The organism is Algoriphagus taiwanensis (assembly GCF_036245645.1).
GTDB classification, from domain to species: Bacteria; Bacteroidota; Bacteroidia; order Cytophagales; family Cyclobacteriaceae; genus Algoriphagus; species Algoriphagus taiwanensis.
Genome location: NZ_BTPE01000012.1, coordinates 125,388 through 143,577 on the forward strand (window position 1 = coordinate 125,388; position 18,190 = coordinate 143,577).

The 18,190-nt window shown below is 44.4% G+C and carries 17 protein-coding genes and 2 tRNA genes; 10 read left to right on the plus strand and 9 right to left on the minus strand.

The window, feature by feature from the left end:
- Window positions 1–114 precede the first annotated feature (114 nt).
- Window positions 115–1,170 (plus strand): hypothetical protein, encoded by a 1,056-nt coding sequence (locus tag AAA938_RS16025; protein ID WP_338229765.1) that lies wholly within the window; start codon window positions 115–117, stop codon window positions 1,168–1,170.
- Between the two features lie 231 nt (window positions 1,171–1,401).
- The gene (locus AAA938_RS16030; RefSeq protein WP_338229766.1) at window positions 1,402–2,649 is read left to right on the plus strand and encodes an NAD(P)/FAD-dependent oxidoreductase; all 1,248 of its coding nucleotides are present in this window, start codon (window positions 1,402–1,404) and stop codon (window positions 2,647–2,649) included.
- Window positions 2,650–2,730: 81 nt separating this feature from the next.
- On the opposite strand, the gene AAA938_RS16035 is transcribed toward AAA938_RS16030, so the two are convergent.
- Window positions 2,731–3,261: a DinB family protein gene (locus tag AAA938_RS16035; RefSeq protein WP_338229767.1), complete on the minus strand. Its 531-nt coding sequence runs from the start codon at window positions 3,259–3,261 to the stop codon at window positions 2,731–2,733.
- Between the two features lie 77 nt (window positions 3,262–3,338).
- Between AAA938_RS16035 and gldD the strand changes: the two genes are divergently transcribed.
- Window positions 3,339–3,911 carry a gliding motility lipoprotein GldD gene (gene gldD / locus AAA938_RS16040; protein WP_338229768.1) on the plus strand — a complete coding sequence of 191 codons (573 nt, stop codon included), beginning with the start codon at window positions 3,339–3,341 and terminating at the stop codon, window positions 3,909–3,911.
- A gap of 54 nt (window positions 3,912–3,965) precedes the next feature.
- On the opposite strand, the gene AAA938_RS16045 is transcribed toward gldD, so the two are convergent.
- Complete coding sequence (locus tag AAA938_RS16045) at window positions 3,966–5,741, minus strand: sodium:solute symporter family protein (protein WP_338229769.1); 1,776 nt, start codon at window positions 5,739–5,741, stop codon at window positions 3,966–3,968.
- Between the two features lie 168 nt (window positions 5,742–5,909).
- Here AAA938_RS16045 and AAA938_RS16050 point away from each other — a divergent pair, with 168 nt between their 5' ends.
- The 3 genes from AAA938_RS16050 to AAA938_RS16060 all read left to right on the plus strand — a co-directional run bounded on the left by AAA938_RS16050 (window position 5,910) and on the right by AAA938_RS16060 (window position 10,154).
- Window positions 5,910–6,980 (plus strand): phosphotransferase enzyme family protein, encoded by a 1,071-nt coding sequence (locus tag AAA938_RS16050; protein ID WP_338229770.1) that lies wholly within the window; start codon window positions 5,910–5,912, stop codon window positions 6,978–6,980.
- Window positions 6,981–7,055: 75 nt separating this feature from the next.
- Window positions 7,056–9,149 carry an ATP-dependent DNA helicase RecG gene (gene recG, locus AAA938_RS16055; protein ID WP_338229771.1) on the plus strand — a complete coding sequence of 698 codons (2,094 nt, stop codon included), beginning with the start codon at window positions 7,056–7,058 and terminating at the stop codon, window positions 9,147–9,149.
- A gap of 246 nt (window positions 9,150–9,395) precedes the next feature.
- Complete coding sequence (locus AAA938_RS16060; protein WP_338229772.1) at window positions 9,396–10,154, plus strand: alpha/beta fold hydrolase; 759 nt, start codon at window positions 9,396–9,398, stop codon at window positions 10,152–10,154.
- 29 nt (window positions 10,155–10,183) lie between these two features.
- Here AAA938_RS16060 and AAA938_RS16065 read toward each other — a convergent pair whose 3' ends face one another.
- The 3 genes from AAA938_RS16065 to AAA938_RS16075 are packed head-to-tail and all read right to left on the minus strand — an operon-like array spanning window position 10,184 to window position 13,045.
- The gene (locus tag AAA938_RS16065; protein WP_338229773.1) at window positions 10,184–11,326 is read right to left on the minus strand and encodes a cysteine desulfurase family protein; all 1,143 of its coding nucleotides are present in this window, start codon (window positions 11,324–11,326) and stop codon (window positions 10,184–10,186) included.
- A 34-nt stretch (window positions 11,327–11,360) separates the two neighbouring features.
- A complete protein-coding gene (glmM, locus tag AAA938_RS16070) occupies window positions 11,361–12,755 on the minus strand; it encodes a phosphoglucosamine mutase (RefSeq protein ID WP_338229774.1) in 1,395 nt (464 codons plus the stop codon).
- 59 nt (window positions 12,756–12,814) lie between these two features.
- Window positions 12,815–13,045 (minus strand): hypothetical protein, encoded by a 231-nt coding sequence (locus AAA938_RS16075; RefSeq protein ID WP_338229775.1) that lies wholly within the window; start codon window positions 13,043–13,045, stop codon window positions 12,815–12,817.
- A gap of 72 nt (window positions 13,046–13,117) precedes the next feature.
- Here AAA938_RS16075 and mazG point away from each other — a divergent pair, with 72 nt between their 5' ends.
- The 4 genes from mazG (at window position 13,118) to fumC (ending at window position 16,461) form a co-directional block, all read left to right on the plus strand.
- On the plus strand, window positions 13,118–13,918 hold the full coding sequence (gene mazG, locus AAA938_RS16080) for a nucleoside triphosphate pyrophosphohydrolase (protein WP_338229776.1): 801 nt from the start codon (window positions 13,118–13,120) through the stop codon (window positions 13,916–13,918).
- Window positions 13,919–14,113: 195 nt separating this feature from the next.
- On the plus strand, window positions 14,114–14,497 hold the full coding sequence (locus tag AAA938_RS16085) for a RidA family protein (protein ID WP_338229777.1): 384 nt from the start codon (window positions 14,114–14,116) through the stop codon (window positions 14,495–14,497).
- A gap of 2 nt (window positions 14,498–14,499) precedes the next feature.
- A complete protein-coding gene (locus tag AAA938_RS16090; protein ID WP_338229778.1) occupies window positions 14,500–14,988 on the plus strand; it encodes a hypothetical protein in 489 nt (162 codons plus the stop codon).
- Between the two features lie 72 nt (window positions 14,989–15,060).
- Window positions 15,061–16,461: a class II fumarate hydratase gene (gene fumC / locus AAA938_RS16095; protein ID WP_338229779.1), complete on the plus strand. Its 1,401-nt coding sequence runs from the start codon at window positions 15,061–15,063 to the stop codon at window positions 16,459–16,461.
- A gap of 71 nt (window positions 16,462–16,532) precedes the next feature.
- On the opposite strand, the gene AAA938_RS16100 is transcribed toward fumC, so the two are convergent.
- The 4 genes from AAA938_RS16100 to AAA938_RS16115 all read right to left on the minus strand — a co-directional run bounded on the left by AAA938_RS16100 (window position 16,533) and on the right by AAA938_RS16115 (window position 17,986).
- A complete protein-coding gene (locus tag AAA938_RS16100; protein WP_338229780.1) occupies window positions 16,533–17,189 on the minus strand; it encodes a hypothetical protein in 657 nt (218 codons plus the stop codon).
- Between the two features lie 367 nt (window positions 17,190–17,556).
- Window positions 17,557–17,655: transfer RNA gene (locus AAA938_RS16105), tRNA-Arg, on the minus strand.
- Window positions 17,646–17,939 carry a GIY-YIG nuclease family protein gene (locus AAA938_RS16110; RefSeq protein ID WP_338229781.1) on the minus strand — a complete coding sequence of 98 codons (294 nt, stop codon included), beginning with the start codon at window positions 17,937–17,939 and terminating at the stop codon, window positions 17,646–17,648. Before AAA938_RS16110 ends, AAA938_RS16105 begins: the two co-directional genes overlap by 10 nt.
- Window positions 17,915–17,986, minus strand: a tRNA-Arg gene (locus AAA938_RS16115). Before AAA938_RS16115 ends, AAA938_RS16110 begins: the two co-directional genes overlap by 25 nt.
- Window positions 17,987–18,190 lie beyond the last annotated feature (204 nt).

Below are 18,190 nucleotides of genomic sequence, written 5' to 3' on the forward strand. Positions count from 1 at the left end.
GGCTTTAATCAGTCTCCGATGAACCAAGTCAATACTGAGGGGCTAAATCCAGTCCCTCTTCTTTTTTGTAAAAGGATAATCCTTAAATTCAGGAAATTAACAATCATTTTTAGCATGAAGGGGATTTATAGAATCAGTAGTGGATTTGCTTTTATCTTGATGTTGTCATTTGCTTCTTCCTTATTTGGAAGGCAAAAGGACATCCTGTTTGAAGATGAAGAACCTCTACAATTGGAACTCACCACCCAATTCAAATCCTTGAAAGGTTCCGAATCCGACACGGTTTATTTTCCCACTTTCCTCAAATACAAAAACGAGTCCGGAGCCACCGACTCGGTGCCTGTGAATGTACGGGCAAGAGGAAATTCCCGTAGGGCTCAATGCTTTTTTATGCCGCTTTGGTTAAAAATCCCCAAAGGAAATTCGAAAAACACACCTTTTCAGGGAAACCGTAGTCTCAAACTCGTACTTCCTTGCCAAGAGGGGCAAGAATACAGGGAGTTGGTCGCAAAAGAATTCATGGCCTATAAACTCTACGAGGTGGTAAGCCCTGTTCATTTCAGAACCCGAAAAGTCAATTTGACCCTTACTGATCAGCAAAACAAAAGAAAAAGAACCTACAACCTATCAGCTTTTGTGATTGAAGATGTGGATGAGGTAGCCAAAAACCATGATGCGAAAAAGATCAACTCCGGAATCATTTTTCCCCACCTGATCAATGATACCCTTGCCATGAAGCAGGATTTTTTCTCATTCATGATCGGTAACACGGATTGGTCCAATACCACGCAGCACAATGTGAGAATGCTGGATCTGAAAAATGAGGAGAAGCACATCCCTGTCCCTTACGACTTCGACTATTCAGGTTTTGTCAATGCTCCTTATGCCGTTCCCTACGACTACCTTCCTATCAAATCTGTAACAGAAAGACTCTATCGAGGGGTCTGCAGAGATGCTGAACTTACCCAATGGGTAAAAAATGAATTTCTGGAAAAGGAAGATCAATTCTTCCTCACTTTAGAACAATACAAAACAGAGCTTTCTGAACCGGAATTTCAAAAAGCAAAAGTCTATCTCTTGGATTTCTTTCAGATCTTAAAAAGTGAGGAAGCTTTTCAATCCCAAATGATCTCCACCTGTCAAGAATATCAGGTTGGAGGATCTGAGTAAAAAGAAAATGCCATCAAACTCAGCTACCGGAATCCATAGCAAATTGATCCTTCCGTGAAATAGTCAATCCTAAATAAAAACAGATCAAATTAGGACCTGAAATATCAGGCCATCCAACCTATCTTCGCATGCTGAGTTTCAGCAATGACTTAGAGAAAAGGAAACCGAAAACCCAAATTCGGGAAATCAGCTATCAATTGATATTTTGATCAAATCATCCAGAGCGAAAAAATGAAGCCCACTCTTATCATCGGCGGCGGTATTGTCGGGTTGTTTTCAGCCTATTTCCTCCAAAAAGAAGGGATTGAGGTGACTGTCATCGACCGCACTGACCTACAGGACAATTGCTCCACGGGAAATGCCGGCATGATTGTCCCCAGTCATATCATTCCTTTGGCAGCCCCGGGTATGGTCACCAAGGGAATCACTTGGATGTTTTCTGCAAAAAGCCCCTTCTACATTCATCCCCGGTTGGATTATAAGCTGTTGCAGTGGTGCCTGCTTTTCTTCAAATCTGCCAATGAAAAGCAAGTCGCCAAAGCCATTCCTTATCTGAAAAACCTGAGTCTGCTATCTAAAGCACTTTACCTGACTTTCAAAACGGAACATCCGGAAGCGGCCTTGGCTCTTCAGGAAAAAGGACTGATGATGGCTTACCAGACTGAAGGAGTGGAAAAGGAAGAGGTGGAATTTGCTCATTTGGCCAGAAAATATGGTTTGGAAGCCGAAATATTGACTCCTGAAGATCTCCGAAAAGTAGAACCGAATCTGGAACTCAAAGCCCGTGGCGCGGTGCTGTTTCCCGGAGATGCCCACTTGGACCCGGGAGCTTTGTATGGATTTTTGAAAAAATATCTGGAGGAAAAAGGAGTTAAATTTCTTTCGAAAACCCAAGTCTTGGGGTTTGAAAAAGCTGGATCCCAAGTAAATGCAGTCATCACAGATCAAGGAAAAATCGAGGCAGAAAAAATACTGCTCTGCGGGGGTTCATGGTCTGGAGAATTGGCTCAGATGCTTGGATTTTCCTTGCCTATGATGGGAGGAAAGGGCTATTCATTTATCCAAAAGAATAACCCTGAAATCAAACAAGCCACTATCCTTACCGAGCAAAAAGTGGCGGTAAGTCCTTATGGAGAAACGGTCCGCTTTGGCGGAACATTAGAAATCGCAGGGACGAATCAAAAGGTGGATATGAGACGGGTTCAGGGAATTTTTGAATCCATCAATCGATATTATCCTGAATTTGAAGCCAAATTCCCTCAGGAAAAGGATATCTGGAAAGGACTGAGACCTTGTTCTCCGGATGGTTTGCCTTACATCGGCTTTGCACCAAACTATTCCAATGTACTGGTCGGTAGCGGGCATTCCATGATGGGAATTTCCCTAGCGCCGGCGACAGGAAAGCTTTTAGCCGAGCTACATCAGCAAAAAGATACTACCCTAGAAATCGGTGGATTTGAAGTGGGAAGATTCAACTGAAGCATTTTCTTAATTACTCTCTATAAATGAAAAAAGCAGCGGAAAATTCACGCTGCTTTTTTGCTCAAAGGGAAAACTTAATCAGAATCCCACAAATGCCGGAGGCTCGACTCCACTGGCTCTCAAGTAGGCAATGGCCGAACCTCGATGGTGGGTGCTGTGGTCAATCAAAAGAGCCTCAACCTGTCTTCTTGACACCATATTTCCGAAGACTTCAATTTTTTCAGCTTCATCAGCAGTACTCAAAGCCTGCACAGATGCTGCTCCATAATCGTAAGCTTTAGTCACAAAATCAGCCAATTGGGCTCTTGTAGCTGTTTTGACATCCAGAGAAGGAGCATCTGCGGCGCCTTTTAGAAAGCCTTGAGAAATCCCCACAATGGCCGTTCCGATGTGGTGAATCTGCTCCTTGAAGGACATGGCTCCTGGATCGGTTTTGTAATCCATGCCTGAATCCGGCATTTTGGCCAATACATCCAAGGTAAACTGCTTGCTGTTATTCCATTTGCTGAGAAACTCCTCTTTTGTGGTCTGAGCCTGCGCCAAAGATCCTATTGTCAATACTACCGCTGACAAAACTGCGGCTACAGATACTTTAATTTTATTGATCATAACCATTCTTTATTTGGTGGAATCTTAAAGTTCCTTATTTCCCCAATCAAATCAAATGGAAAACCTAATTTTAAGCCATGAAGAGATTCTTGGCATTTTTGATAGTAGGAAGCCTACTCAGTGCTTGCGAAAAAAATTGGCTGCCCAAACCACCCGGGTACAACCGAATCGATTTGCCTCCGCATGAGTTTCAGGAACTGGAAAACAAATACCCCTACCAACTGGAATACTCTCAGCACAGCTTGGTGGAGCCTGATTCATTCAATCTTTCTGAGAAAAATTGGATCAACCTGAATTACAAGGATTTCGGAGCCAAAGTCCATCTGACCTACAAAGCAATCGAGGGAGATACCGATTTCAAGACCCTCTCCAATGATGCTTTCAAACTGACTGCAAAACACCAAATGAAAGCCTATGGAATAGAGGAGGGAGTAATTTTGACCCCGAATGGCTACACCGGCGTGGTCGCTGAGCTTACTGGCGAAGTGCCTACCCAATTCCAGTTTTTTGTTACCGATTCCACCGATCACTTTCTTCGAGGCGCCCTTTATTTTAATACAGCGATGAAAAATGACTCGCTGGCTCCTGTGATCGAATACATCAAAATCGACATGACTCACTTGATGAACAGCATCAAGTTCAAGGAATAAAAAAATCCTGCTCCACTTTAGAGCAGGATTTTCATTTGGAAAAGGCTTGAGAGCTTATTTTAATTTTTTCCAGGATTTAATGATAACAAATCCACCTGCTAGAGCAATCACGGCTGCAATGAATCCGGGGACAACTTCTCCGTAGATAAAAAATCCCGTCGAAAACAATGCGGAATACACCATAAACGTACCCGTAATCATCAATCCAATTTCTTTACCCAAAGTACCCACAACTACTTGCTCCGAAGGGTATCTGTCCAAGACTTTTCTCCATCCTAAGGCCGCAGGAGTGACTTTCCGATAGAAAGCGAGTAAAACCTCGTCCTTTTCCGGCTGAGTCAAAAAGGTAACAATCAACCATCCTACAGTGGTAATTGAAACAGAGTAAATCAGCTTCAGGTAAGACTGGTCGGCGGGAATATCGATCAGGCCGAGCTTGGGATTGATCACCTCAAAGAAAATCGCAACCACAAAGGAAATAGCCATAGCCGAAATCTCGGTATAGGCATTGATTCTCCACCAGAACCAACGAAGGATAAAAATCAAACCCGTTCCGGCACCTATTTGAAGCAAAATCTGAAATGCATCCAAGGCAGAAGAAAGAGCCAGAGCCAAAACAGCCGATAAGCCCATCAGCAACACAGTAGAAATCCTACCCACAGCCACCAGTTGCTTATCCGAAGCATCCGGCTTGACGAAACGGAGATAAAAGTCATTGACCACGTAGCTTGAGCCCCAGTTGAGGTGAGTGGACAAAGTGGACATCACCGCCGCAATCAAGGAAGCCAAAACAATCCCAACCAAACCAGTCGGGAGGAAAGAAAGCATAGCCGGATAAGCCAAATCATCCCCCAATTTGTCTACAGGAATATGAGGAAAAGCCTCCTGCAAGTCTGAGATATTTGGGAAAATGACGAGTGAGGAAAGTGCGACAATGATCCAAGGCCAAGGTCTCAGTGCATAATGGGCCACATTGAAGAACAAAGTAGCTCCGATGGCATTCTTTTCATCCTTGGCGGAAAGCATACGCTGGGCGATGTAGCCGCCTCCGCCTGGTTCGGCACCCGGATACCACGTGGCCCACCACTGAATCGCTATTGGAAGGATGAAAATCGGGACATAGACATTAGGATCGGAGAAATCAGGTAGAAAATCCAACTTGGTAGATACCACCTCATGAGCAAGAAGATTGTTCAAAGAACCGATTTCAGGCAAATCCAAAATATAAAATGCCGCACCAAATGAGCCAATGATGGCGATAAAGAACTGGAAGAAATCAGTCAGCAAAACTCCTTTCAGCCCACCCAAGGAGCTATAAACCACGGTTACGATCGAGGCAATCAAAAGAGTCTGCACAGGAGAAAGCCCCAACATGACCCCACCGATTTTGATGGCGGCCAAGGACACGGTAGCCATGATCACCACATTAAAAAATACACCCAGATAGATCGCCCGGAAAGCTCTCAGGAAGGCTGCCCCCTTGCCGGAATAGCGAAGTTCATAAAACTCCAAATCCGTGGTCACTTCCGACCTTCTCCAGAGCTTGGCATAGACAAATACCGTCAGCATCCCGGTCAAAAGGAAGGCCCACCAGGCCCAGTTTCCTGCCACACCGTTTTTTCTGACGATATCGGTTACCAAATTGGGAGTGTCTGCGGAAAAGGTGGTCGCCACCATGGATACACCCAATAGCCACCAAGGCATATTTCGCCCCGAAAGAAAAAATTCCTTCGCTGAGCTTCCCGCGGTTTTGGCAGTGAATAATCCTATTAAAAGAGAAATGATAAAGAAGGCAGCAATGATGGCCCAGTCCAGGGTGCTTACATTCATAGGGTTGGGGTTTATTTTGGGAAACCAATTAACAAAAAATTTCTCTTAACAAGTGAAGTCTTTTTTAATTTTTTTGAAAAATTAAAGCAAAAATCGAAATCTTCATCAAATTTCCTTTAGCCATTTGACTTATCACCAGCAAAGGCTATTCTTTCTTAATTTCGCCCGATGAATTCCAGTCTTCTCCCACAACTCATTCACGCTTATCCTTTTCTCAAGGAGGAAAAACTATTTCTAAAGCCCTTTGGGGAAGGACTAATCCATGAGACCTTACTTCTGGAGTCTCAGCGCGGTAAATGGATTCTACAGGGTTTTAATGATTCGGTTTTTAACTATCCAGAACGAATCGACCACAATCTTCGCCTTTTGGATCAGGAGACTAAGGGGGAAGTACTCCCTTTTCAGCTACCTCTTCCGATTTTAAATCGGACCACTAGTGGGCTGACTGAGATCGATGGGAAAAAATACCGTCTTTTTGAATTTGTCGAAGGCGAGACACTTCAGCAAATCAAGGAACCTAAACAGGCCTATTTGGCAGCCCAAGCGTATGGTTTGTTCGCTGATTGGGCAAAAAACTTGGATGCTCTGGAGATGCAGGAAACCATTCCTGACTTTCACCGGCTTGACCTTCGCTTCGAAAAACTCAAAAAGGTACTGGAAGAAAAGCCAAACCTTTCCTCTGAAGAAATTCAGATTAGAGACTTTTACCTTGCACAAAAGCCATTGGTCGATTGGTATTTGGATCAATTCCATCAGCTACCCCTGCGAGTCACTCACAATGACACCAAAATCAATAACCTGATTTTTTCAGAAAATCTCGAAAAAGTAAATGCCTTGATCGATTTGGATACCTTGATGGGAGGGTACCTCATGTATGATTTTGGAGACTTGGTCCGGACCGTAGCCTGCAGCCTTCCTGAAACCTCCACCGACTGGGATTCTATTGAACTGATTCCTGAGATTTTCGAAGAATTACTCAAAGGCTATTGGGAAGGCATCCAATCCTTTTCCACTCCCAAAGAAAGTCAATCCTTACTCTTTGGGGGTGAAGTAATGACCTTGATTATGGGCCTGAGATTTTTTACAGACCACCTGCAGGGAAATATCTACTATAGGGTCAACTATCCGGAGCAGAATTTTCACCGAGCCAAAAATCAGATGCTCTTCCTTCAAAGTCAGCAGAACAGCCGAAGCCATTTGTTGGAGATTTGGGGAAAGATCACCGCACTTTCTGAATAGCCTGACATTTGGCTTCTTTTCCTTGGGAAATGCACGGGCCGGGATTTATTTTGCCTAACCCAAAATCAAGTTCCCTTGTCAGGCATTTTTGATACCCGCATCGAGTACCTCAAAGGCGTCGGCCCTCAAAAGGCCGAATTGCTCAACAAGGAGCTGAATATCTTCACCTACGGAGACCTCTTACAGCATTACCCTTTTCGCTACGAGGACCGGACCCAGTTTTTCAAAATCCGGGAGCTAAACGAGGAGCTGGAAAACGTCCAGGTCATTGCCCGCATCAAAAATGTGGAACTGGTAGGTGCGGGAGGAAAGCGTCGATTGGTTGCCCATGTTGTTGATGAGACAGGCGAGATGGAAATGACCTGGTTTAAGGGAATTCAATGGGTGCAGAAAAAGCTTCCCGTCGGAGCAGTGTATATCTTTTTTGGGAAACCTGCCCAATACGGTAGAAAATGGAGCATGGCCCATCCTGAGATGGAGCTTGTCACCGCGGCCAATGAAACCCGGAATAACTTTCAGCCGGTCTATTCAACGACCGAAAAGCTCCGGGCCCGATTTCTGGATTCCAAGGGAATCTCTCGGATTCTTGAGCAATTGGTCCCCTTGGTGTACAACCAAATCCCCGAAACACTTTCCTCGGACATCCTTCAGCAGTATCAGTTGATAGAAAAAAGAGAAGCTGTTCGTCAAATCCATTTTCCCAGCAATCCGGAATTGCTTCACCGAGCAAGAAAACGCCTGAAATTTGAAGAGTTTTTCTACTTGCAACTGCGCCTTTTGCTGATGAAAGTAACCCGAACGGAGAAATTCCGCGGGCAGTCTTTGGGTAATACGGATCTTCTTACCGATTTCTACAAAAACCACATTCCTTTCGAACTCACCAATGCCCAAAAGCGGGTGATCCGGGAGATCTATTCAGACATGAAATCAGGCAAGCAAATGAATCGATTGGTCCAAGGAGATGTGGGAAGCGGGAAAACCATGGTCGCTTTTATCAGCATGCTCATCGCAATCAGTTCGGGAGCACAAGCCTGCCTGATGGCTCCGACGGAGATTCTCGCCAATCAGCACTACGAAGGACTCAAAGAATACGCAGAAATGATGGGGCTAAAAATTGCCCTGCTGACCGGATCAACCAAGAAATCCGCCCGGAAAGTGATCCACGAAGAGCTACTCAGCGGGGAATTGAAAATCCTAATCGGAACCCATGCCCTGCTGGAAGATGTGGTGCAGTTTCAAAATCTCGGATTGGCAATTGTCGATGAGCAGCATCGCTTTGGGGTAGCTCAGCGAGCCAAGCTTTGGGCAAAAAATGAGTCATTTGTACCTCATGTTTTGGTCATGACTGCCACACCCATTCCCAGGACGCTTGCCATGACTCTTTATGGAGATTTGGACGTGTCTGTCATCGATGAATTGCCCGCCGGGAGAAAACCCATCCAAACCGTCCATCGGTATGACAAGGACCGGCTGAAGGTCTTCGGTTTTATTAATCAGGAGGTTCAAAAAGGCAGGCAGGTCTATATCGTCTATCCCCTAATCGAGGAATCCGAAAAGATGGACTTGAAAAACCTGATGGATGGGTTTGAAAGCATTTCACGCGCTTTTCCCAACTATCACCTGAGCATCGTGAATGGAAGCATGAAAGCAGAGGACAAAGACTACGAGATGCAGCGATTTGTCAAAGGGGAAACGCAAATCATGGTGGCGACCACGGTCATTGAGGTTGGAGTCAATGTGCCCAATGCCTCGGTGATGATCATTGAGAATGCAGAGCGGTTTGGGCTATCCCAGTTGCATCAGCTTCGGGGCCGCGTGGGTCGGGGAGCCGAGCAAAGCTATTGCATCCTGATGAGCAAATACGAACTGAGTAAGGATTCGCGGATACGTTTGGAGACTATGGTGAGAACCAATGATGGCTTTGAAATAGCCGATGTGGATCTGAGACTACGAGGTCCCGGAGATATGATGGGGACGCAGCAGAGTGGAATCACTGATTTGATGATCGCCGACTTGAGTAAAGATGCTCCGTTGTTGACTTTGGCGAGAGACGCAGCCCAGCAGTTGCTAGCCAATGATCCAGAACTTACCCAACCTGCAAACTCACCTATTCTAAGGCAGGTAAAACAGCAGAAAAAAACGGCGGTGAATTGGAGTAGAATCAGTTGATTGACAACTTGGAACAACCTAGGAAACTCTGAAAAGACAAAAACCGGGAAAAAATCAAGGTTACAAATCAGAACTGTTCTAAGAAAAAGAACATTACCTACATGGAATGGCAGACCTAATCAGCGGATTAATCAAAGTAAAACATGGCATTCTAAACGGAAATTTTAACTTAATCACTGACAGAATCGTAACAACCACTTTCATGCATCTTCACCTAGTAAATCGTATTTAGTAAAACAAAAATCTGTGAAACTTAACTTTAGAAAAATCGGCTCAGGCAAGCCATTAGTCATTCTGCATGGACTTTTTGGCTCTTTGGACAATTGGTTTTCCATTGCCCGAGAGCTGGAAAAGCATTACACTCTTTACCTCGTAGACCAACGAAATCATGGAGATTCTCCTCATTCGGATCAATGGAATTACCAAGTCATGGTAGAGGATTTGAAAGAATTGTTGGATGATGAGGGATTGGAAAAAATTTACCTGATGGGTCACTCAATGGGTGGAAAGACAGCTATGTTTTTTGCATCTGCCTTTCCAGAGAGAGTAGAAAAACTTATCGTAGCGGATATCGCTCCGAGATATTATCCCATCCATCATCAGACGATTTTGGAGGGGCTGAACTCCATCGATTTGAAAGAGACCAAAAGCCGGAAAGAAGCCGATGATCAATTGGCGGAATACATTCAGGAATTGGGAATTAGGCAGTTTTTGCTGAAAAGTCTGGGTAGAAATTCGGAAGGCTTTGTCTGGAAAATCAATCTGCCGGTCATAACCAAAAACATCGAGGAAGTGGGAAAGGCACTGCCTGAGGAGGCAAAATATGCCGGGCCAACTTTGTTTTTGGGAGGATCAAATTCCAACTACATCAAGCAATCCGATCTCACGGATTTGGAAAAACATTTCCCGAATTACGAATTGGAGTTTGTCGCCAATGCCGGACATTGGCTACATGCCGAACGGCCGGAGGCGGTGATTGAAGAGGTTAGGAAATTTCTAAAATAAAAAAGGAGCTCATTTGAGCTCCTTTTTGCTTAGGCCTCTACCGCGTAGAGTTCCTTTAATTTTTCAACGGAATAATCTACTTCCTCCAGGGTGTTAAACCGGCTAAAGGAGAATCGAACGGAATCCCTTTCCGGATTATGATTTAATGCTCTCAATACATGGGATCCAACGGTAGCCCCGGAACTGCAAGCGGAACCACCGGAAGCGGAAATTCCTTCCAAGTCCAAATTGAACAAGAGCATGCCTCGATTGGCTTCAGAAGGTGGAAGGCTTACATTCAATACGGTGTAAAGACTTTTTCCCAAGTCTGCGGAAAGACCATTGAACTCTACTCCGGGAATTTCCTGAGCCAGTTTTTTGATAAAATGCTTCTTGATTTTCTCCACATGAGCTTGATGACCGGACATGTCTTCATAGGCAAGCTCTAATGCTTTTGCAATTCCGATAATGCCTATAACATTCTCTGTCCCTCCACGCATGTTTCTTTCCTGGGCTCCACCATGGATAAAAGGATGGATTTTTTTGTCTTTTCTCACATACAAAAATCCAGAACCTTTGGGTCCGTGAAATTTATGTCCACCTGCGACGATGGCATCCACAGGGAGATTTTTCAAATCATGGGAATAATGCCCCATGGTCTGCACGGTGTCCGAATGGAAAAAAGCGCCGTATTCTTTGGCTAGGCCTCCGATTTTCTCCAAATCATTCAGATTACCGATTTCATTGTTTGCTTGCATGAGGGAAACCAGCGAGTTGGGATTTGACTTCAGCAAATCTTCCAATTGGCCTAGATCGATTTCTCCCTTTTCATTGACATCCAAAAGGCTGAGTTTAATCTTTCCTTTTTTCTCCAAAATCTCCAAAGTATGAAGCACGGCATGGTGCTCAATCGGGGAACTGATCGCATGGGTGATGCCGTGGGTTTCCACTCCGCAAACCAAAGCCGTGTTATCAGCCTCAGTTCCTCCGGAGGTAAAGAAAATCTCAGAAGGCGTGGCATTGAGCAATTCCGCTACCTTTTTTCTGGATTTCTCAATGGCATTTCTCACCTCACGTCCATGGCTATGGACAGAAGAAGGATTGCCAAAATGGGACTTCATGAAAGGAAGCATGGCTTCGATCACGCGATCGTCCATGGCTGTGGTGGCGGCATTGTCAAAGTAAACTTTCATTCTATCTGGGTTGGTGTATGCTGGGTAATTCGAATCAGATCAGAGAAGCACTGACCACTTCTTTGATGTCCAAAATAATCTTTTTAGCCAAATGCTCCGCAGTCGCTTCAGAATCCGACTCGGAATAGATTCGGATAATGGGCTCCGTGTTAGACTTTCTGAGATGAACCCACTCTTTTTCAAACTCTATTTTCACCCCGTCAATATCATTGATCGGATGCTTTTTGTACTTGTTTTTGATCTCCAAAAGGATCTTGTCCACATCGATTTCAGGAGTGAGTTCGATCTTGTTCTTGGAGATATAGTAGTTAGGATAAGAGGCTCTAAGCATAGAGATGGACTTGCCAAACTTAGCCAAGTGGGTCAAAAACAAGCCAATTCCCACCAAAGCGTCCCGTCCATAATGAGAAGTAGGATAGATGATGCCCCCATTGCCTTCTCCTCCGATGACTGCATTTACAGCTTTCATCTGATTGACCACGTTCACTTCACCCACTGCAGCAGCGGTGTAGGTTCCGCCCCTTTTAATGGTTACGTCCTTAAGCGCGCGAGTGGAGGAAAGGTTGGATACGGTATTGCCCGGAGTCTTGGAAAGCACATAGTCTGCCACAGCCACCAAGGTGTATTCTTCTCCAAACATAGAGCCGTCTTCGTTGACAAAGGCCAATCGATCCACATCCGGATCGACTACGATTCCCAGGTCGAAATTTCCTTTTTCCAGCTTTTTGGATATTTCTCTCAGGTTTTCCGGAAGTGGCTCCGGATTGTGAGGGAAATGCCCATCCGGGGTACAGTACATTTTTTCGATGGTTTCCACACCCAAAGCATGCAAAAGTTTTGGCACTGCGATTCCTCCGGTGGAGTTGACCGCGTCCACCACGATTTTGAAGTTTCTCTTTTTGATGGCTTCGACGTCTACCAATTCCAGTTCCAATACATGCTGGATATGCCGATCGATGTAGTCATTGATTTGGGTGTATTTGCCAAGTTTTTTAACCTCTGCAAAGCTGAAATCTTCTTTTTCAGCTTTTTCCAGAATGGATTTCCCTTCTTCGTCGGAGATAAATTCCCCAATTGAATTGAGGAGCTTTAGGGCATTCCATTGAATGGGATTATGGCTGGCTGTGAGGATGATTCCCCCGCCCGCATTTTCTCGTGGTACTGCAAATTCCACGGTAGGAGTAGTGCTCAGCCCAAGGTCAATCACGTCGATTCCCAAGCCCTGAAGGGTAGCGGAAACCAATCGGGAAATCATATCACCGGACAACCTTGCATCTCTTCCGATGACTACTTTGGCATTACCGGTTTTCTCGATGACCCATGCTCCATACGCAGAAGCAAACTTAACAACGTCAATGGGGGTAAGTCCTTCTCCGGATTTCCCACCAATAGTTCCCCTAATTCCGGAAATAGATTTAATAAGCGACACGTACAGTTGATTTAAGTAAAAGTGGATTTAAAAAATCCTGCCTAAGGACAGGATTGGATTTATTTGAATTTTGCGAGGACCTTGTCGACCTCATTGTCCGGATTGCCACAGGTGCTGTCAGCACTGACTGTTTTGCCACAGTAGCCGCAGGTGGCTCCTTCCTTGTTTAGAAATGGACTTTGAGAGGCACAAGTGCCTTTAAATTCCCCATTTTTGAGGAAAATAAGTCTCACAGACATCAAAACAAAGAATAGGGCTATGAAGCCGAGGGTAATCAGTACAGTTGCCATAACGGATAAATTTGCGCAAATTTAAAGCTTTACTTCGAAAACGTTCACAACTTCCCCATAGTTTCCCAAGTCATGTCAAATTTGAGTACCCGTTCTGAGCAATTGGCGGCCTTTGATCGATTGTTGACCATCATGGATGAGCTCAGGGCTCAATGTCCCTGGGATAAAAAACAAACCACTGAGAGCCTCAGGCACTTGACTATTGAGGAAACATTTGAGCTTTCTGATGCCATTTTGGAAGGGAATCCCGATGAAATCAAAAAAGAATTGGGGGACATCCTGCTCCACATCGTCTTTTATGCCAAAATCGGCTCTGAAGAAGGAAACTTCGATATGGCGACCTTGACTCATGCCTTGTGTGAAAAATTAATCCGCAGACATCCCCACATCTATGGAGATACCGAAGCGAATGATGCCGATACGGTAAGTCAAAATTGGGAAAAGATCAAGTTGAAGGAAAAAGGCAATGTGTCTGTTTTAGGCGGAGTGCCAAAGTCTCTTCCTGCTCTGATTAAAGCCATGCGAATCCAGGAAAAGGCACGGGGAGTGGGTTTTGACTGGGAAGAAAAACATCAGGTTTGGGAGAAAGTGGAGGAGGAAATGCAGGAATTCAAAGAAGAATTTAATGCAGCCGATGAGAAAGAGATCGATAAAGAAAAAGCTACGGCTGAATTTGGAGACTTGCTTTTTTCCCTGATCAATTATGCCCGATTTATCGATATCAATCCGGAAGAGGCATTGGAGCGAACCAACCTGAAGTTTATCAAACGCTTTCAGTACCTGGAGAATTCAGCCAAAAATGCCGGTAAAAATCTCAGCGAAATGACCTTGGCCGAAATGGATGTGTACTGGAATGAAGCAAAGAAGCAGTAAGTAGTAGGTAGGATTCAGTGCGCAGTGATCAGTGGTCAGTTCATTGACAAGATCCGAAGTCATAAGGCAGAGTACTTAAAAATTCAACATTGGAAAATTGGAAGATTTCCAGAATCAAAAAAGATAGCAACAATTGAAATAAGGCTTGATGCTTGAAAAAAGCTCGTAAATCGTAATTCTCAAATCGTAAATTTTATGTCCAATCAAATCATTTTCACCTCAGAAGCTCCTGCACCAATCGGGCCCTATTCTCAGGCTGTCTTAGCCGGATCTACATTATATGTCTCAGGGCAGATTGCTCTGGATCCGGAAACTGGGGAATTGATCAATGAAAACATTACAGAGGAGACCCATGCTGTCATGAAAAATATGGAAGCCATCCTACGTGCCGCTGGATTTGGATTTTCGGATGTGGTCAAATGCACCATCTTTATCCGGCACATGGGGCAGTTTGGAACAATCAACGAAGCGTATGGTCAATACTTTAAGCTAAACCCTCCGGCCCGTGAAACAGTTGAGGTAAGTAAGCTCCCAAAAAACGTGAATGTGGAGATTTCCTGTATGGCAGTAAAAAATTAACCTTGAACCTTATTCCATACCATAGCGAAGCCCTAGTCAGTATTCTTTCGAAAGAGGAAGTGCTGGGACACCTGATGCGGACTACCCGTCAGGTGAATTTTCTGGGTATGGAAAATTCCACAGATGAAAAGATAAAATTCAACGGAATTGTAGGTCAGGAGGGCTTCCGCATTTCCCGGGTGATCAGGAAGGGGGATTCATTTTTGCCCCTTCTTTCCGGAAAAGTAGAGTCCACATCCCGGGGAAGTTTGATACTGGTGGAGTATCGACCATTTCCTGCCACCGTATTCTTTTTGGCTTTTTGGAGTGTGATATTATTGGCTTTTTCGGCCTATTTCTTTTACCAACTCAATCCGGATTATGCTTTAATCTGTCTCAGCCTAGCCTTGGCCAATTACGGTCTTGGATTACTTTTTTTTCACAGACAGGTCCGGATTTCCAGAGCTTTATTCCATGAACAGATCAATTTGGAGATGAAGGACAAGGATTAGTTATTTGTCCGGTTGGGCAAAAAGTCCGATTGATCTTATCTTGCGGCACAAATCACAAAAGACCAAAATACCATGTCCATTCGAATAGAAAAAGATACCATGGGACCTGTAGAGGTACCCGCAGATAAATACTGGGGTGCACAGACCCAGCGCTCCATCAACAACTTTAAAATCGGTGGAGAAAAAAACCGAATGCCAATTGAGATCATCCGGGCTTTTGCCATTCTTAAAAAAGCCGCAGCTCAGACCAATGCAGAATTGGGAGTGATGGAGCAGTCCAAGGCGGATATCATTGCGCAAGTCTGTGATGAGATTTTGGCAGGAAAGCACGACGATCAGTTTCCGCTGGTGGTCTGGCAGACAGGCTCTGGGACTCAATCCAACATGAATACCAACGAAGTAATCGCTTATCGGGCGCATGTGTTATTGGGAGGGTCTCTGGAAGATGCCAAGAAGAAAATTCACCCAAATGACGATGTAAACAAGTCTCAGTCCTCTAATGACACCTATCCTACTGCGATGCATATCGCAGCTTATCAGATGGTGGTAGAGACGACGATCCCCGGAGTGCAGAAGTTGAGAGATACCTTGTCTGCAAAAGCTGAGGCATTTAAAAACGTGGTGAAAATCGGTAGAACGCATTTCATGGATGCGACTCCATTGACTTTGGGCCAGGAATTCAGCGGCTATGTAGCCCAGTTGGACCATGGCTTGAGGGCTTTGAAAAACACCTTGGCCCATCTGTCCGAGTTGGCTTTGGGTGGTACTGCAGTAGGTACCGGATTGAATACCCCAAAGGGTTATTCTGAATTGGTAGCCAAGAAAATCGCAGAGCTTTCCGGACATCCTTTCGTCACTGCGCCAAACAAATTTGAAGCTTTGGCAGCTCACGATGGTATGGTGGAGGCACATGGGGCCTTGAAGCAATTGGCGGTTTCTTTGATGAAAATTGCCAATGATATCCGGATGCTTTCCTCTGGTCCAAGATCCGGAATCGGTGAAATCTTGATTCCTGAAAACGAGCCGGGTTCGTCCATCATGCCAGGAAAAGTTAACCCAACTCAGGTAGAAGCCATGACCATGGTAGCCGCACAGGTAATGGGTAATGACGTGGCCATCACGATAGGAGGTTCAAACGGTCACTTTGAATTGAACGTCTTCAAGCCTTTGATCGCAGCGAATTTCCTTCAGTCTGCGAGGCTGATTGGGGATGCCTGTGTGTCCTTCAATGACAACTGTGCCATCGGTATAGAACCCAATACCCCAATGATTCAGAGACACCTGGAAAACTCCCTGATGTTGGTCACTGCGCTCAATACCCATATTGGTTATGAAAATGCAGCTGCCATTGCCAAGAAGGCACATAAGGAAGGAACTAGCTTAAGAGAAGCTGCCATCGGTTTGGGTCTATTGACTTCCGAACAGTTTGACGAGTGGGTCAAGCCTGAAGATATGATCGGAAGCTTGAAATAACGATTATTGAAAAAGTAAAAAGCCCTCGAAGATGAGTTCTCCGAGGGCTTTTTGGTGTAAATGGGGTATGTTTATTTGAGTATTTCTCTGTTATCTAGCATAAATCCGACCGAGAGATACATCATATTACTCTGAGTAGGCCGATAGTTTACTCCCGCCACATTGACGGCCTGATTTTCTTCGATTAGGTAATCGGTCAAGTAATATTTAAAGCGAATGTAGTTTCCTGTTTTTGCTTTAAACTCGATGAAGGCAGAGGGGAGATAAATTTTCGTTCGATCGCTAAACCAAATATTGGTTTTCGACTTTTCGTCATTCACGTAGGTTTTTTGCTTGTAATTGATTGCAAATTCATTGTTGATGCCTATTCCCACAAGGTTTCCTTTCATGTCTCCAAATTTGAGAGCAATCGGAATTCCAAGGTTGTAAGTTCTCTGCTTGACCCGAACCGAATCATTGAGATCCGTGATTATCCCCACATTTCGGATATCCACGCCGAAATAAAACCCTGCTTTGTCGCTAAAGTCCTTGTGAAGCGTGACCGCGTAGTTGAAAAAGGGAGTGAACCTGACCACATTGTTGGATTCCAATCCTGTGGCCTTAACTGAGCCTAGTGAAAGGATTGTTTCGGTAGAGGATACGCTGTACCAGCCATTTGAGGCGGACTCTTGTGCCCAAAGGCTAAACGAGGAAAACAAAAGAAGGAGAGAAAGTAGAGCTTTTTTCATAAGAATTGATTTTTAAAAACTGAGAAATAAGGTACTATTTTACAAATAGAAAAATATTCGATCACCCAATTTTTTGCCTTTTTTATCCACCAGAGAACATGATTAGGTCTTTTTCTCCCAGAATCTCTCCTCCTCAGGAAGCTTTTTTAGGTATTCCATGGTTAAACTATGGTCAAAAAAACTTTTTAAATCATGGTTTTCTGGGCTTACTAGGGAATTAATAGGGGTGTTGGAAAAGAAAAATCGGGCTATAGCTTTATATTCTCAGGTTGATTGTAGTCTGTTTAGCTCCAGACTTTTGGAGATAATTTTCATGGCTAATTTAAGCCAAAAAAAAGGAGGACGATAATCTCTGCAATAATTGTAGTAGCCCCGACGGGAATCGAACCCATATCTAAAGTTTAGGAAACTTCTATTCTATCCCCGTCCGACCGCGTCAGCCGGGCGGGCATTGAACTACAGGGCCAATTTTTCTTTCAAAAACCGTCTTCCTGCAGCCGATTTAAAGAATTTCTCTCGTTGAATTGCTGCCGACAAACTTTCAAACTCTTCAAAATAGACAATTTTAAAAGGGATGTAGGGACGAATAGATTTAGTTTGTCCGCTATTATGTTGCTTGAGTCTCTGCTCCAAGTTTTTACAATGTCCCTTGTAGAAATAATCGTAGGACAAGCTTTTGAGGATATAAGCGTAAAAAATCTCCTTCATAGCTAAAAAGGTGAAAGTAGCCCCGACGGGAATCGAACCCATATCTAAAGTTTAGGAAACTTCTATTCTATCCATTGAACTACAGGGCCATATTACATTTTGACGATTTGGAAACTCATTTACCTATTATTGACATCAATTAGGCTTTTCGAACCTTTATCTTTTTTCAACCAAAGAAACTTCTATTCTATCCCTGTCCGCCTTGCTCCAGCCAAGCGGGCCCGTTCGACCGCGTCAGCTGGGCGGGCCTGTCCGACTTGCGTCATCCGGGCGGGCATTGAACTACAGGGCCA

Coding starts and splice junctions, on each gene's coding strand:
- AAA938_RS16085 (WP_338229777.1), top strand. CDS start 14,114: ATGTCCAATCAAATCATTTTCACCTCAGAAGCTCCTGCACCAATCGGG.
- mazG (WP_338229776.1), top strand. CDS start 13,118: ATGTCAAATTTGAGTACCCGTTCTGAGCAATTGGCGGCCTTTGATCGA.
- AAA938_RS16045 (WP_338229769.1), bottom strand. CDS start 5,741: ATGAATGTAAGCACCCTGGACTGGGCCATCATTGCTGCCTTCTTTATC.
- gldD (WP_338229768.1), top strand. CDS start 3,339: ATGAAGAGATTCTTGGCATTTTTGATAGTAGGAAGCCTACTCAGTGCT.
- AAA938_RS16100 (WP_338229780.1), bottom strand. CDS start 17,189: ATGAAAAAAGCTCTACTTTCTCTCCTTCTTTTGTTTTCCTCGTTTAGC.
- AAA938_RS16065 (WP_338229773.1), bottom strand. CDS start 11,326: ATGAAAGTTTACTTTGACAATGCCGCCACCACAGCCATGGACGATCGC.
- AAA938_RS16075 (WP_338229775.1), bottom strand. CDS start 13,045: ATGGCAACTGTACTGATTACCCTCGGCTTCATAGCCCTATTCTTTGTT.
- AAA938_RS16035 (WP_338229767.1), bottom strand. CDS start 3,261: ATGATCAATAAAATTAAAGTATCTGTAGCCGCAGTTTTGTCAGCGGTA.
- AAA938_RS16030 (WP_338229766.1), top strand. CDS start 1,402: ATGAAGCCCACTCTTATCATCGGCGGCGGTATTGTCGGGTTGTTTTCA.
- fumC (WP_338229779.1), top strand. CDS start 15,061: ATGTCCATTCGAATAGAAAAAGATACCATGGGACCTGTAGAGGTACCC.
- AAA938_RS16050 (WP_338229770.1), top strand. CDS start 5,910: ATGAATTCCAGTCTTCTCCCACAACTCATTCACGCTTATCCTTTTCTC.
- AAA938_RS16110 (WP_338229781.1), bottom strand. CDS start 17,939: ATGGGTTCGATTCCCGTCGGGGCTACTTTCACCTTTTTAGCTATGAAG.
- AAA938_RS16025 (WP_338229765.1), top strand. CDS start 115: ATGAAGGGGATTTATAGAATCAGTAGTGGATTTGCTTTTATCTTGATG.